We start from the raw sequence: 13395 nt of genomic DNA on the forward strand, positions 1-13395 counted from the left end.
TGCTTAATGGACGGTTACGGATTGCTGGATTCGGAGCCCTGAAAGCAAAAGGGCGGGAATGTCCCCGCCCTCGCCCACCCGGATTTTCTGTCGAAAAATCAGCTTTTAACGATCGACTTGCCGGCATATCGCGCCTGCTTGCCGAGCTCCTCTTCGATGCGGATGAGCTGGTTGTACTTGGCCATGCGGTCCGAGCGTGACAGCGAGCCAGTCTTGATCTGCCCGCAATTGGTGGCAACGGCGAGGTCGGCGATGGTCGAATCCTCGGTCTCGCCCGAGCGGTGCGACATCACCGCGGTATAGCCGGCCTTGTGCGCGGTCTCGACGGCGTCGAGCGTTTCGGTAAGCGAGCCGATCTGGTTGACCTTGACCAGGATCGAATTGGCGACACCCATGCGGATGCCGTCGCGCAACCGCGCCGTGTTGGTGACGAACAGATCGTCGCCAACCAACTGCGTTTGCTTGCCGATGAGATCGGTCAACATTTTCCAACCGTCCCAGTCATCCTCGGCCAGGCCGTCCTCAATGGTGATGATCGGGTAGTCGGCAGCGAGTTTGGCCAGATATCTGGCCTGCGCCTTCGGGTCGCGGGTCTTCTTCTCGCCTTCATAGACGTAGTTGCCATCCTTGAAGAATTCGGTCGCCGCGCAGTCGAGGCCTAGCGCAACCTCCTCGCCGGGCTTGAAGCCAGCCTGCTCGATCGATTCCATGATGAAGTCGAGCGCGGCCGGCGCGCTCTTCAGGTTGGGAGCAAAGCCGCCCTCATCCCCGACATTGGTGTTGTGGCCGGCGTCCTTCAGCTTCTTTCGCAGCGTATGAAAGATCTCCGAGCCCCAGCGCACGCCGTCGCGCAGTGTCGGCGCGCCGATCGGCAGGATCATGAATTCCTGGAAATCGATCGGGTTGTCGGCATGCGCGCCGCCATTGATGATGTTCATCATAGGCACCGGCAGCACATGGGCCTTGGTGCCGCCGACATAACGGTAGAGCGGTAGGTCGGCCGCTTCGGCCGCGGCCTTGGCCACCGCCAACGACACGCCGAGGATGGCATTGGCGCCGAGCCGGCTCTTGTTGGCCGTACCATCGAGCTCGATCATGGTCTGGTCGATATGGATCTGATTCTCTGCCTCCATGCCGCCGATCGCCTCGAACAGCTCGCCGTTCACCGCCTCGACCGCCGTGAGCACGCCTTTGCCGAGATAGCGGGGGCCGCCATCGCGCAGTTCGACCGCCTCATGCGCGCCGGTCGAGGCGCCGGACGGCACCGCGGCGCGACCCATCGAGCCGTCTTCGAGCACGACGTCGACCTCGACGGTCGGATTTCCGCGGCTGTCCAGGATTTCACGCCCGACAATGTCGATGATGGCCGTCATTGCGATGTCCCCGATTGATCTATTGAAGCGTCGCGCACCTCTTAGCCAAAGCGCCGCAAAACGCAATCGGGGCACTTGCAAATATTGCCGTGCGCTACGGGATTCACGAAGCACGAAGCGCTGTCATCATTTGTCATACGCGGCATGCCGGTTTCTGGTTTATGGCTGTTGTCGCGCGGGGCGAAACAGGAGGAGTTTCGCCATGTCCCAGTTGAGCGGTATTGTGAGTTTGTTCCTGATCGCGGCTGCGTTCCTGACGTCGTGCGACAATCAGCAACCCCCGCAGGGATCGTCGCCTTTGCCGGCCCTGCAGATTGCGCAGTAGCATCCCGCCACATCGAAAGGCCCCCGATTTCCCGGGGGCCTTTTTTTGATTCCAGGAGACTTAGTCAGTGCCAGTAAGGCTCGACCTTGTAGTAATTGTATGAGGCATCACGCGCGGCCTCGCCGTCGGCGCCGGTCAGCTCGTTGATCGAATAGGAAGGAGCGGCCATCAACTGGTCTTTGGTGAACGGCACGACATAGCCGCCCCTGTTCTCATCATAGTCAAGGCTCGCCCACGGAATGGCGTGGTATTTCTCGCCGATGCCGAGAAATCCGCCAAAACCGATCACGGCAAACATGATTCCGTTCGACAATTTGTCGAGCATGACGTCCTCGATGTCGCCGATATGAGTGCCTTCCGTATTGTAGACCGATGTGCCGATAACCCGCGAAGCGGCGATGGCTTCGGTGTGTCCCGTCTGGGTCGTCATGGTGTGCTCCTCGTCGTCGTTGACATTAGATTTTGACAATGAGGGCCGCGGGCTAAGGTTCCAGGCGGGTTCGAAATTCTTCAAAGTTTTCTTGGCCGCGCTGCTGTGGCGCAACTGCTGGTTCAACCCACGCTTTTGGCAATGCGATCGAACGCCATCAGCCGTTCAAGCAATGCGGGAAGATCCTTTAGCGGCACCATGTTGGGACCGTCGGAAGGCGCGTTGTCGGGGTCCTGGTGCGTCTCGATGAAGACGCCGGCGACGCCAACCGCGACGGCCGCGCGCGCCAGCGTCTCGACAAAGCGCCGGTCGCCTCCAGACGAACCGCCCTGCCCACCCGGCTGCTGCACGGAATGTGTGGCATCGAAAATCACCGGCGCGCCGATCTCGGCCATGATCGGCAGCGCCCGCATGTCGGACACCAGGGTGTTGTAGCCAAAGGATGCGCCGCGCTCGGTGACCAAGACATTGGCGTTGCCGGAGCCGATGATCTTGGCGACGACGTTCTTCATGTCCCACGGCGCGAGGAATTGGCCCTTCTTCACATTGACCACCTTGCCGGTTCTTGCAGCAGCAATCAGCAAATCGGTCTGCCGGCTAAGGAAGGCAGGAATCTGCAGGATATCGGCATGCGGAGCGACGATCGCGCATTGTTCCTCAGTGTGGACGTCGGTCAGGATCGGCAGCGAAAAATTCTTGCGCAAGTCGTCGAAGATCGGCATTGCCGCTTCAAGTCCTGCACCGCGCGTGCCGCCAAGAGACGTGCGATTGGCCTTGTCGTAGCTGGTCTTGTAGACGAGCCCAATGCCGAGCCTTTCGGTCAATTCCTTTAGCGCACCGGCCATGTCGAAAGCGTGCTGCCGCGATTCCAGCTGGCATGGACCGGCGATCAGCGACAGGGGCGCACCGTTGCCGAAAATGACCTTGCCGATCGCAACGGAGGAATTTGGCATCAGTGGATTGAGCTTGTTCATGCGATCTCCCGGAATATGAAGGCTGAGCCCTGGCCTGGCGCCGGCGGCACGATGATATCACCGCCGCGCATGTGGTGTTCGACGGAATTGGCTGCAAGCAGCTTGGCGACGGCATCGCCGTGCCAAATCGAAAAGACGATCCCAGCAAAGCGGAGTTCAGATGGCGCGCCGGCAGGAATGCCGAAGCGTGCCGAATAGGCTGCAGGATCCAGAACGGTCACGACGGCATTCGGCAGCTCGTAGGCAGTGCCGCCCTGCGCCTTGATCCCGGCTGCGATCGAAATCACATTGCGTTGTTCGAAGGGTTCGCCACTGACTGCCACGATTTCGACAATGCCGGTTGCGCCATTGGCGTGAGCCTGCAACGCAGTGCGGTCGACGTTCGGCGCATTGATCCGCTCGCAGGCGAAGAGAAAAGCGTCCGTTGCCTTGCCTGTAGCCGCGAAGGCCAGTTTGAACGATGCGGTGTCGCTCTTTCCCGCCGCATCGGTGAAGGCGCGCGAAAAGCTGAGCATGTCTCCCGCCGACAATCCGGCTTCCATGTAGCGTGCGTGGTCCGCGGCGGCGCTTTCGGTGCCCAGCGCCACGGCAGAAAATCCTTCATCGCCGTTTTCTTCGCGATAAGTGCGATCACGCGCGACAAAGACATTACGGTTCGCGATCGCCGTTGCCACGGCCTGTCTGTCGGCGACCGCGAGCGGCTCGAGATAGGTGCCGTCGGTGAGGAAGACACAGCAGTTTTCCGTTCCGAAAGGGTGGATACCTGTCGGCGCAACGGTAAAGCCGAGCAAGGTCAAGCGCGCCCGCGAAACATCGAGGCTCGCGGTCGGCAGCACCAGGTGATCGAGCGGACGAGGGCTTGCGGGGGTGTTCTCGGTCATGTCCCGCGCGATGTGCCTCATTCCTGAAAATGGTTCAAGGGCTTAGCCGGCGCGTCAGCGGCAAGACCACATCAGGGCGTAGGGGACAGCAGCTCGTCAACTTGCAACGATGTCGGCCGAATAACGCAATTCGCGCAGCGGTTTGACCCGGCTGGTCGTCTCTGCATAGAGCGGATGCGCCTTGTAGGCGGCGAGCGCCGCTTCGTCCTCGAACTCGGCGTAGACGACCACATCGATCTCATCCGAGAGCGGGTCGACCTTGGTGTTGAGCGTTACCTCGAAATGACGCGAATGAGGTATCTTGCCAAGCGCCAGGAGACCCGTGCGCACTGCCTCGACATCCGCTTTATGCCGTGCGCTGAAGAAAACGATATGCCGGATCAACCCAGCCTCCTCGACCGTTGGACCAGCGTTCTTTTGTGTCAGCGGGAGCGTGCCGTCAATCGGCAGGTTTGTCGCGTCGGACGAACCGTGGCAACGAAGATAAACTACACCATGCTAGTTACATAGTGCACGATGCGGGTCACCTCCCTCACCGTCCTGTCGAGGTAGCGGCCTTGGTTGTAAATGCCGTCCCAGATCAGGAAAAAGGTGACGGTCGTGATGACGATGACATAACGCATGACTAAAACTAGCGCATATGGACGGTTGCAACCATAGCAATTCCCGGCCCTACTGGGACCCTCCCCCGAATTTTAGCGGCCTTTGGTCTGTATGCTGCGATGCTTGCTGGCCAGAATGGCGCTACCGCTGCAGGGGCGCCTTGAAAAGATAATCCCGCTCGGCTTCGACGACCGCTTCAGGAATCATATCATGCGCAAACGGACGATCTCCCTCGTTGCAATTCTTGTCGCTGCAGGCGCCGTCTGGCTCAACAACACCTCGCTGCTGTCGAGCCGGCCGGCCGGCACCCCTTCCGTGCTTGCCCATCGCGGCCTGGCTCAGGATTTCGACCGTACGAACCTCGGATCGGAAACATGCACGGCTGCTCGCATGCTGACGCCGCGCCATTGCTTCCTCGAAAACACGATATCCTCGATGGAAGCCGCCTTCGCGCTCGATGCGGACGCGCTCGAACTCGATGTCCATCCCACTACGGACGGCAAGTTCGCCGTCTTCCACGACTGGACGCTGGATTGTCGCACCGACGGCAAGGGTGAAACGCGCAGCCATGCAATGTCCGAATTGAAGACGCTCGATATCGGTTATGGCTACACTGCCGATGGCGGCAAGACCTTTCCGTTTCGCGGCAAGAGTGTCGGCATGATGCCGTCGCTGGATGAAGTCTTACAGCGCTTCCCGAACCGGCGCTTCAATATCAACATCAAAAGCAACGATCCCAAGGAAGGCGAGATGCTGGCCGCGTGGCTCGCCACATTGACGCCGGCCGAGCGCGCCAATCTGACGGTCTATGGCGGTGACAGGCCTATAGAAGCAGTGAAGGCAGCGTTGCCGGATATGCACACGCTGAGCCGCGCATCCCTGACGCGCTGCATTCTTCGCTATGCTGCGCTCGGCTGGAGCGGCTACGTTCCGGATGCCTGCCGCCAGGGCACTTTGCTCATTCCCTTCAACGTCGCGAAGTGGATGTGTGGCTGGCCCGATCGTTTTCTCGACCGTATGGACAGCGTCGGCAGCCGCGTCGACCTGCTCGGTCCCTATTCCGGTGGGATTTCGACGGACGCGCTGGATCTGGTCATGCCTGCCGTCAAGCGGCGTTTCGGACCACCTGCTTGAAGAGGCACCCGTCTCAAACGGATTGGCCGTATCGGGACAGGATCTTAGCGCTGAGACAGTTTCGAGCCGACGCTCAAATCCTCGCCTCAAAGAGTGATGCGGTATTTTGCAAAGCCTGCTTCGCCCTCGCCTGCCGGCTCGATCTTCAGCGACTTCACCTGCGCAATAAACTCCTTCGCCCTGGCGCCGGTCTCGAACATGACGCTGGTTCCCGGTAGTGGCGCAAACGACCAGTTGGCGTCCGCCGACGGGTTGATGGTGCCTTTGCTGATAATGTAGCGCACGATCACGTCGCGGTTGGTGTCGGGCGCTTCGTAGATGATCTTCGACGCATTGATCTCCGGGAAATTGCCCCCGCCGCCGGCCCGGTAGTTGTTGGTGGCGACGACGAATTTCCGCTCGGGATCAATTGGTTTGCCGTCGAACATCAAGTCAATGATGCGGTTAGAGCCGGCATTCACCCGCCCACCCTTCGAATCATATTTCGGTGGCTGCGACAGATCGATCTTGTAGGTGACGCCGTCGATCACGTCGAAATTATAGGATGGGAAGTCGGAGTCGATGAGCGCCTGGTCGGCTAAGCCCGGTTCGATCCGGTTGAAGATGCCGGCCGACATTTCCAGCCATTCCTTCACCTCTGCTCCGGTGATTTCGACGGCTCGCACCGTGTTTGGATAGAGGTAGAGATCGGCGACGTTCTTGATGGCGATATCACCCACCGGCACATCGGTGTAGTAGTCGGCGCCGTTGCGCCCGCCGGCCTTGAACGGTGCCGCCGCCGACAGCAGCGGCATATCCTTCCATTCGGTGTTTTTCAGGATGTCCTTCAAGTACCAGGTCTGCGCCTGGCTGACGATCTGCACCGACGGATCGTCGGCGACCAGCGCAAAATAGGAATAGAGCGGCGCCGAGGTTTTGCCGACGGGCCGGCGCACATAGGCAAGCGTCGCCTCGTGGTCCTGTTTGAGCGCGTCGATGATGCGCTGGTCGTCCGCGACGGTCGGCTTGTTCGTTTTGTCGACCCGCTCAAAGATCGGCCTGGCCTCAGAGGTCGTCGAAACGATTTTCCACGTCGATCCGTCGCGCTCCAGCAACAGGTCGATCAGCCCCATATGCGAGCCCCAGAAGCCGGCCATGACGGCGGGCTTGCCTTGCAACGTGCCTTTCGCCGTATCGACGGCTTCCAGCGACTGAAAGTCCTTCTTGCCGGGGAAGACCAGATGCTGGTGGCCGGTGAACACCGCATCGATACCTTCGACACCGGCAACGAAGAAGGAGGCGTTCTCCATCATGTCGCTTTGCTTCACGTCGATGCCGGAATGGGAGAGCGCAATGACGATGTCGGCGCCTTCTTCCTTCATTTGCGGCACCCACGCCTTGGCCGCCTCGACGATGTCGCGCGTCTTGACGCTGCCTTCGAGATTTTTCAGGTCCCAGACCATGATCTGCGGCGGCACGAAGCCGATGATGCCGATCCTGATCGACTGCTCGGCGCCCGATCCGTCCTTGATCTTCCTGTCGAGGACGACGTAAGGATTGAGATAAAGCTTGTCGTCGCGCGGGTTCGCGGCGAGCTCCGTGCCGCGGATCAAATTCGCGCAGACAAACGGGAAATTGGCACCGGCCAGCACCTTGTCCATGAACGACAGGCCATAGTTGAATTCGTGGTTGCCGAGCGTCGAGCATTCGTAGCCGCAGGTTCATACCCTTCATGACCGGATGCACCATCCTTCATCCCCCTCTCGTAGGCGATGTAGTCGCCCATCGGGTTGCCTTGCAGAAGGTCGCCATTATCGATCAGCATCGCGTTGGTTGCTTCCTTGCGCACGGCTTCAATCAATGATGCCGTTCGCGACAGCCCCATCGCGTCGTTAGCTTTGTCGGCGTAGTAATCGTAAGGCAGCACGTTCACGTGGATGTCGGTCGTCTCCATAATCCTCAGATGCGCCTGATTGGCTTGAGCCCGGGCGGAGAACGGGTGCAGCATGATCAGCGCTCCGCTGGCGGCGACGCCGGCGAGGAAATCGCGGCGTGAGACGAGGTGGCGCAACTGAGACATTCGTTTTCTCTTTCTTCCACGACGTGACAAGTCCTGCCCGAAGCAAAGCTTCGCGCCGAAATCCAGCCGAGTCCAGAAGCCGATTCCATCAAGAGGAGGTGACGCGCCGATGAGTGTCCGGCAGCGAACAATCAGCCCTTATCGTCGTCGCCCTGGGTGATCAGCCGAGCGCTGCGCTGACCGGTGAAGTAGATCCATAGCCAGCTCAGGGAAACCGCAAGCCGGTTACGAAAGCCGATCAGGAAGTAAATATGCGCCAAGCCCCACAGCCACCAGGCAAGCCGGCCGGTGAACTTGATCCAGCCGAAATCAATGACCGCGGCGCGCTTGCCGATCGTCGCCAGATCGCCGTCATGCCTGTAGCTGAAAGGGCGCGGTGTCGCGTCACCGGCAAGCCTTGCCTTGATCGTCGCGGCGACGTGCCGTCCCTGCTGCTTGGCGGCGGGCGCGACGCCCGGCACCAGCCGGCCATCCGGCCGCAGGACGTGCGCTGCGTCACCGATGACGAAAATCTCCGGGTTTCCCGGCACACTCAGGTCGGGCTCGACAAGCACTCTGCCCGCGCGGTCCGCTGCCACGCCGAGCCATTCGGCGGCCGGCGAAGCGGCGACGCCCGCCGCCCACAGGATTGTCCTGGCCGGCAAATGTGTGTCGCCGAAGACGACACCCTCGGCATCGCAGCGCGTAACCGCCCGGCCGAGTTCGACGATTACGCCGAGCCGCTCGAGCGCCTTCGTTGCATAATCGGAGAGTTCGGGAGCGAAATTGGAGAGGATGCGGTCGCCGGCCTCAATCAGCACCACACGCGTCTGCCGCGTGTCGATGTTACGGAACTCGCCGCGCAGCGTGTCGTGCGCCAGTTCGGCAATGGTGCCGGCCAGTTCCACGCCGGTCGGCCCGCCGCCGACGATCGCCAGCGTCAGCAATGCCTGGCGCTTAGCGGGATCGGTTTCCCGCTCGGCCTGCTCGAAAGCCAAAAGAATACGCCGTCGAATGGTGGTGGCGTCCTCCAGCGTCTTCAGGCCCGGGGCGAACGGCTCCCATTCGTCATGGCCGAAATAGGCGTGCCGCGCGCCGGTGGCCAGCACCAGCGTGTCGTAAGCGACCGTGCCGCCGTCCTGCAGCAGCACGCGCTTGCCGTCGCGGTCGATTCCGGTCACGGTGGCGAGCAGCGTCGTCACGTCATTGCGCTTGCGGAGAAGATGGCGGATCGGCCAGGCCACTTCGGAGGTGGCCAGCGCCGTCGTCGCCACCTGGTAGAGCAGCGGCTGAAACAGATGGTGGTTGCGCCTGTCGATCATGGTGATGCGCACCGGCGCGCGGGCAAGTGCGCGGGTGAACTCGAGGCCACCGAAACCGGCGCCTACGACGACGACGTGATGGTTCGCTGTGTTCATCTCACTCATCCCTCTCGCCAAGGCTGATGTAAGTATCGTTGTGCAGTGCAGCAATGGCTGCACTGCAACTGCCTGGGACTCGTCTCTTGATGTCGTGAATACGCATGCTGCAGGCTCATTCCCGGATATAGCTTACGTCCCGGATACGACTTGGTTGGAACAGTATATTGCAGGTGAAGCATGGCTAGGAATGAAGACGAAAGCTCAGCGCAATACGCCTCGCCGCCTTGTTTTATGCACGAGCTCGATCCGGAGTTCCAAGCGCCGCTATCCGACTGGACCGATGTAAGGCGCTGGCGCAAGGCCGAGCGCGAGCGGTTGATCGTATCCCGCCTTGCCGTTTCAGCCGACAGGCGCGCAGCTATGTCGCAGCGCATTGCCGAAGGGCTCGACGCGGTGATCGGCGACATCGCCGGCCGCATGGTCAGCCTCTACTGGCCGTTTCGCGGCGAGCCGGACCTGCGCCCGTGGATGGAGACCGTTAACGCGCGGGGGGGCCGCACGGCGTTGCCCGTCGTCGTCGAGAAAGACCGGCCGCTTGTCTTTCGCGCCTATACCCACGGAGACCGGCTGGAGAAGGGCGTCTGGAATATCCCGATACCGGCCGAGGGCGATCCGGTGCTGCCCGACATCGTCATTTCGCCGATCGTCGGCATCGATCCCGGGCAGTTTCGCCTGGGTTATGGCGGCGGCTTCTTCGATCGCACGCTTGCCGCGATGCCCTTCAAACCGCTGGTCATCGGCGTCGGCTACGAACTGCAGCGCATCGTCACCATCTACCCGCAGCCGCACGACATTCCGATGGACCGCGTGGTGACCGAGGCATTCAACACCTAGGCGAGTTCGGGGCCTAAGCGAGCTCAGGCTTCATTCCCACGGCCGTGCGATCGACGATTTCGCGCAAGGCAAAGGACGAATTGATCTTCGTCACATGCGGCATTGCCGACAGCCACTCCTTGTGGATGCGTTCGTAGTCGACGAGATCCTTAGCCGCTATGCGCAGGATGTAATCATATTCACCCGACATCAGATGGCAGGACAGGACGTTCGGGCAGCGCTTTATCGCCGCCTCGAAATCCGACAACGTCTTCTCGAACTGCCCGGACAGCGATATATGCACGATCGCCGTCATCTGGTGCCCAAGTGCAGCGTTGGACAGCCGGGCGTGATAGCCGCGGATGGTTCCGGATTTCTCCAGATTGTCCAGCCGCCGCGAACAGGCCGACTGCGACAGGCCAACCTTCTCGGCGAGCGCTGCGTTGGGTATCCGCCCGTCCTTCTGCAACGTCTCGAGAATGGCGATATCAATCCTGTCGAGCGGCATTTTTGCGGGTTCCTGCGACAATTCCAATGTTTTGCGCAACGATTATCGAAGAGTGACCTCTCAGGCAAGCGCATTCGCAAACACTTACCGAACGATTCGTGGTTCACTATCTCTAGACAGGGAACAGCCCTAAAAGGGCCGGATCAGGAGAAAAAAGATGCGCGTCGGTTGCCCCCGGGAAATCAAGAACCATGAATACCGCGTCGGCCTGACACCCGGCTCGGTCCGCGAATATGTCGCGCATGGCCATGAAGTGCTTATCGAGACGGGCGCCGGCGCCGGCATCGGCGCCGATGACAACGCGTATCGCGCCGCCGGCGCCACGATCGCCAAAACGGCCGCCGACGTTTTTGGCAAGTCTGACATGATCGTGAAGGTCAAGGAGCCGCAGCCAAACGAATGGGTTCAGCTCCGCGACGGCCAGATCCTCTATACCTATCTGCATCTTGCTCCGGATCCGGAGCAGACCAAGGGCCTGCTGGCCTCTGGCGTGACCGCAATAGCATACGAGACCGTCACCGACGAGCGCGGCGGCCTGCCGCTCTTGGCGCCGATGTCGGAAGTTGCCGGCCGCCTGTCGATCCAGGCGGGCGCCACGGCGCTGCAAAAGGCCAATGGCGGCCGCGGCGTGCTGCTTGGCGGCGTGCCCGGCGTGCTGCCCGGCAAGGTGACCGTGCTCGGCGGCGGCGTCGTCGGCCTGCATGCCGCACGGATGGCTGCCGGCCTTGGCGCCGACGTCACCATCATTGACCGCTCGATCCCGCGCCTGCGTCAGCTCGATGATATCTTTGGCGGCCGCGTCCACACCCGCTACTCGACCGTCGAGGCGCTGGAGGAAGAGTGTTTTTCGGCTGACATCGTCGTCGGCGCCGTGCTGATCCCGGGGGCAGCAGCGCCCAAGCTGGTGACGCGCGAAATGCTGTCGGGCATGAAGAAAGGCGCCGTGCTGGTCGACGTCGCCATCGACCAGGGCGGCTGCTTCGAGACCTCGCACGCCACCACCCATGCCGAGCCAACCTATGAAGTTGACGGCGTCATCCACTATTGCGTCGCCAACATGCCGGGTGCGGTGCCGGTCACCTCGGCCCACGCGCTCAACAATGCGACGCTGCACTATGGCCTGCAGCTCGCCGACAAGGGCCTCAAGGCGCTGGTAGACGACCACCATCTGCGCAACGGGCTGAACGTCCACAAGGGCAAGATCACGAATCGCGCGGTGGCCGAAGCGCTCGGTTACGAACTGGTCGAGCCGAAGGCCGTTCTCGCGGCCTGAGCTGTTCGAATCTGCTTCTCCAGTGCCCGTCGGTTTCGTCCGACGGGTTTTTTCTTATGTGAAAAACTGAAAAGTGTCGGGCGCACGAAATAACCGGACAACAAAAAAGCGGAGCCAAAGCCCCGCTTCCTCGGTTGTCGAAAATTCCCGCCGGTTCATCCGCGGTCGGTAAATCGATCGACTGTCGCTTTCTACCGCCGGTATGCGACGGGAGTACGACAGCCCCAAGCCGGTGCGACCTGTCCGGTTACGCGCGGTCGATCCGGCACTGATAGCAATTGTTGCGCGCCGAGCGGATGTGGACGTAAGCAATGTCGTCGCGTTGGAACAACGTCTCTGCCCGTGCGGCAATGGCGTCGGTCGGAATGACGCCGCCGCTGCCGTAAACGATGCGGTCGTCCTTGCCATAACCGCGCACGATGTAATCGCTGCTTTCGAGCATTTCGGGAAGCAACTTAACCTCGGCAGCGCGTTCGCATTCTTCAGCATGAAGGAAGATCGGCCCGGTTTCGGCATAAGGCTGCAGCTCCGGAAAAGGCCGATAGGCCAGAACAAGATAGGCTTCTCCCGCAGCAACATTCTTCAAGCAATGACGGCAAGGCACGCCGTCGCCATCCGAAATCTTCCGCTCTGGCTTCAGGCCATAAGCATCCGGCCCGCCGCGCTGAACTGCGCGGACCGCATCGGTTGGCAAGGCTTTGAATTTTAGCGTCATGGCAAAATCTCCGGTGTCGTCGACCGGAAATTATGCTCGCAAGACAGAGCTTCCCACCCGATTCCTGCCGAAATGGATCAATCCATCAGCGCGTCGAGACCACGAACCAGACCTTTGATCTGCTGTACCCGCCTGATGGCAAGCAGCGTGCCCGCCACGTAAGGCGCCGCGGACGGGCCGGCGTCGTGGCGGATGGTCAGCCGCTCGTCTGGCAGGCCGAACAGCGCCTCGCAGGACAGGATGTAGGACGGCAGCCGAAGCGCGTGCACTTGCACCCCCTCGCCTGCGCCGACCGCACCCCCGCGTGTAGCCGGCACGCCAGAGACCTCCGAGACCGGCTTTGCCGTTGAGGCCTTGCGGATGTCGGCCAGCGCCTCAGCAAGCTCCCGTGCGGTACCGGAGGGCGCGTCGGGCTTCTTTGCACTGGCATAATCGATGACCTCGACATCCGGCACGTATTTTGCCGCCATAAGTGCAAACCGCTTCATCAGCGTGGCGGTGATGGAAAAGTTGCCAGCGGCAACGACGCCGACGCCATTGGCGCGCGCCGCGGCGTCGATGTCGGCATAGTCGGCAGCACCCAGTCCCGACGTGCCGATCACCGTGTGCCGTCCCTTGTCGATGGCGAGCAGCACATGGTCTTTCACGACATGCGGCTTGGTGAAGTCGACCAGCACGTCCGACGGCGCCTCCAGCGCCTCGGCCAGCGAGGCCGAAACGGTGATACCATTGGCCGGCATGCCAACGAGCAGGCCGGAATCCTGCCCCGCGCCGCTGCGTGACACAGCCCCGGCCAGCGCCATGTCGCCTTGCGCTCCGATCGCCGGAACCAGCGCCTTGCCGACCCAGCCGGTCGCGCCGGCCATTACCACGCGTATTGCCATCGTGCGATCCTCCATCACCATCG

At 61.3% G+C, this 13395-nt stretch carries 14 protein-coding genes and 1 pseudogene; 4 read left to right on the forward strand and 11 right to left on the reverse strand.

What is annotated here, in order from left to right; genetic code table 11:
• Nucleotides 1–98 precede the first annotated feature (98 nt).
• Nucleotides 99–1373, reverse strand: a complete 1275-nt coding sequence (gene eno, locus RQ479_RS06510; RefSeq protein WP_352466153.1) for a phosphopyruvate hydratase — start codon at nucleotides 1371–1373, stop codon at nucleotides 99–101.
• A gap of 202 nt (nucleotides 1374–1575) precedes the next feature.
• Here eno and RQ479_RS06515 point away from each other — a divergent pair, with 202 nt between their 5' ends.
• Complete coding sequence (locus RQ479_RS06515) at nucleotides 1576–1698, forward strand: hypothetical protein (RefSeq protein WP_084642452.1); 123 nt, start codon at nucleotides 1576–1578, stop codon at nucleotides 1696–1698.
• A 64-nt stretch (nucleotides 1699–1762) separates the two neighbouring features.
• Here RQ479_RS06515 and RQ479_RS06520 read toward each other — a convergent pair whose 3' ends face one another.
• The 5 genes from RQ479_RS06520 to RQ479_RS06540 all read right to left on the reverse strand — a co-directional run bounded on the left by RQ479_RS06520 (nucleotide 1763) and on the right by RQ479_RS06540 (nucleotide 4606).
• Nucleotides 1763–2128 carry a PRC-barrel domain-containing protein gene (locus tag RQ479_RS06520; RefSeq protein ID WP_023717559.1) on the reverse strand — a complete coding sequence of 122 codons (366 nt, stop codon included), beginning with the start codon at nucleotides 2126–2128 and terminating at the stop codon, nucleotides 1763–1765.
• Between the two features lie 122 nt (nucleotides 2129–2250).
• A complete protein-coding gene (gene kdsA / locus RQ479_RS06525) occupies nucleotides 2251–3102 on the reverse strand; it encodes a 3-deoxy-8-phosphooctulonate synthase (RefSeq protein ID WP_352719508.1) in 852 nt (283 codons plus the stop codon).
• A complete protein-coding gene (locus RQ479_RS06530; protein ID WP_376704505.1) occupies nucleotides 3099–3983 on the reverse strand; it encodes a VOC family protein in 885 nt (294 codons plus the stop codon). Before RQ479_RS06530 ends, kdsA begins: the two co-directional genes overlap by 4 nt.
• Before the next feature lie 96 nt (nucleotides 3984–4079).
• Nucleotides 4080–4367, reverse strand: a complete 288-nt coding sequence (locus tag RQ479_RS06535; protein WP_254817185.1) for a Dabb family protein — start codon at nucleotides 4365–4367, stop codon at nucleotides 4080–4082.
• A gap of 104 nt (nucleotides 4368–4471) precedes the next feature.
• Nucleotides 4472–4606 carry a hypothetical protein gene (locus tag RQ479_RS06540; protein WP_292655342.1) on the reverse strand — a complete coding sequence of 45 codons (135 nt, stop codon included), beginning with the start codon at nucleotides 4604–4606 and terminating at the stop codon, nucleotides 4472–4474.
• A gap of 190 nt (nucleotides 4607–4796) precedes the next feature.
• On the opposite strand from RQ479_RS06540, the gene RQ479_RS06545 reads away from it, so the two are divergent.
• Complete coding sequence (locus tag RQ479_RS06545) at nucleotides 4797–5720, forward strand: glycerophosphodiester phosphodiesterase family protein (protein ID WP_376704506.1); 924 nt, start codon at nucleotides 4797–4799, stop codon at nucleotides 5718–5720.
• 86 nt (nucleotides 5721–5806) lie between these two features.
• Here the strand turns inward: RQ479_RS06545 and RQ479_RS06550 are convergent.
• Together RQ479_RS06550 and RQ479_RS06555 are read right to left on the reverse strand one after the other, a co-directional pair.
• Nucleotides 5807–7779: pseudogene (locus RQ479_RS06550) on the reverse strand (bifunctional 2',3'-cyclic-nucleotide 2'-phosphodiesterase/3'-nucleotidase).
• Between the two features lie 131 nt (nucleotides 7780–7910).
• Nucleotides 7911–9176, reverse strand: coding sequence for an NAD(P)/FAD-dependent oxidoreductase (locus RQ479_RS06555; protein ID WP_376704507.1), 1266 nt, complete (start codon nucleotides 9174–9176; stop codon nucleotides 7911–7913).
• Between the two features lie 180 nt (nucleotides 9177–9356).
• Here RQ479_RS06555 and RQ479_RS06560 point away from each other — a divergent pair, with 180 nt between their 5' ends.
• A complete protein-coding gene (locus RQ479_RS06560; protein ID WP_376704508.1) occupies nucleotides 9357–10013 on the forward strand; it encodes a 5-formyltetrahydrofolate cyclo-ligase in 657 nt (218 codons plus the stop codon).
• Nucleotides 10014–10026: 13 nt separating this feature from the next.
• Here the strand turns inward: RQ479_RS06560 and RQ479_RS06565 are convergent, their stop codons facing one another.
• Entirely contained in the window at nucleotides 10027–10500 is a 474-nt protein-coding gene (locus RQ479_RS06565) for an Lrp/AsnC family transcriptional regulator (RefSeq protein ID WP_023675099.1), read from the reverse strand.
• A 157-nt stretch (nucleotides 10501–10657) separates the two neighbouring features.
• Between RQ479_RS06565 and ald the strand changes: the two genes are divergently transcribed.
• The gene (gene ald, locus RQ479_RS06570; RefSeq protein WP_376704509.1) at nucleotides 10658–11773 is read left to right on the forward strand and encodes an alanine dehydrogenase; all 1116 of its coding nucleotides are present in this window, start codon (nucleotides 10658–10660) and stop codon (nucleotides 11771–11773) included.
• Nucleotides 11774–12020: 247 nt separating this feature from the next.
• On the opposite strand, the gene RQ479_RS06575 is transcribed toward ald, so the two are convergent.
• Nucleotides 12021–12488 carry a DUF1203 domain-containing protein gene (locus RQ479_RS06575; RefSeq protein WP_352517107.1) on the reverse strand — a complete coding sequence of 156 codons (468 nt, stop codon included), beginning with the start codon at nucleotides 12486–12488 and terminating at the stop codon, nucleotides 12021–12023.
• A gap of 77 nt (nucleotides 12489–12565) precedes the next feature.
• Nucleotides 12566–13372, reverse strand: coding sequence for a 4-hydroxy-tetrahydrodipicolinate reductase (dapB, locus tag RQ479_RS06580; protein ID WP_376704510.1), 807 nt, complete (start codon nucleotides 13370–13372; stop codon nucleotides 12566–12568).
• Nucleotides 13373–13395: the final 23 nt, after the last annotated feature.

Origin of the sequence: Mesorhizobium sp. ISC25, assembly GCF_042295465.1 — a bacterium.
GTDB lineage: Bacteria > Pseudomonadota > Alphaproteobacteria > Rhizobiales > Rhizobiaceae > Mesorhizobium.

Excerpts from the sequence above, each read along its gene's own strand:
- RQ479_RS06575 (WP_352517107.1), bottom strand. The coding sequence starts at position 12,488 with ATGACGCTAAAATTCAAAGCCTTGCCAACCGATGCGGTCCGCGCAGTT.
- RQ479_RS06545 (WP_376704506.1), top strand. The coding sequence starts at position 4,797 with ATGCGCAAACGGACGATCTCCCTCGTTGCAATTCTTGTCGCTGCAGGC.
- kdsA (WP_352719508.1), bottom strand. The coding sequence starts at position 3,102 with ATGAACAAGCTCAATCCACTGATGCCAAATTCCTCCGTTGCGATCGGC.
- RQ479_RS06515 (WP_084642452.1), top strand. The coding sequence starts at position 1,576 with ATGTCCCAGTTGAGCGGTATTGTGAGTTTGTTCCTGATCGCGGCTGCG.
- dapB (WP_376704510.1), bottom strand. The coding sequence starts at position 13,372 with ATGGCAATACGCGTGGTAATGGCCGGCGCGACCGGCTGGGTCGGCAAG.
- RQ479_RS06560 (WP_376704508.1), top strand. The coding sequence starts at position 9,357 with ATGGCTAGGAATGAAGACGAAAGCTCAGCGCAATACGCCTCGCCGCCT.
- RQ479_RS06565 (WP_023675099.1), bottom strand. The coding sequence starts at position 10,500 with ATGCCGCTCGACAGGATTGATATCGCCATTCTCGAGACGTTGCAGAAG.
- RQ479_RS06520 (WP_023717559.1), bottom strand. The coding sequence starts at position 2,128 with ATGACGACCCAGACGGGACACACCGAAGCCATCGCCGCTTCGCGGGTT.
- ald (WP_376704509.1), top strand. The coding sequence starts at position 10,658 with ATGCGCGTCGGTTGCCCCCGGGAAATCAAGAACCATGAATACCGCGTC.
- eno (WP_352466153.1), bottom strand. The coding sequence starts at position 1,373 with ATGACGGCCATCATCGACATTGTCGGGCGTGAAATCCTGGACAGCCGC.
- RQ479_RS06530 (WP_376704505.1), bottom strand. The coding sequence starts at position 3,983 with ATGACCGAGAACACCCCCGCAAGCCCTCGTCCGCTCGATCACCTGGTG.
- RQ479_RS06555 (WP_376704507.1), bottom strand. The coding sequence starts at position 9,176 with ATGAACACAGCGAACCATCACGTCGTCGTCGTAGGCGCCGGTTTCGGT.
- RQ479_RS06540 (WP_292655342.1), bottom strand. The coding sequence starts at position 4,606 with ATGCGTTATGTCATCGTCATCACGACCGTCACCTTTTTCCTGATCTGG.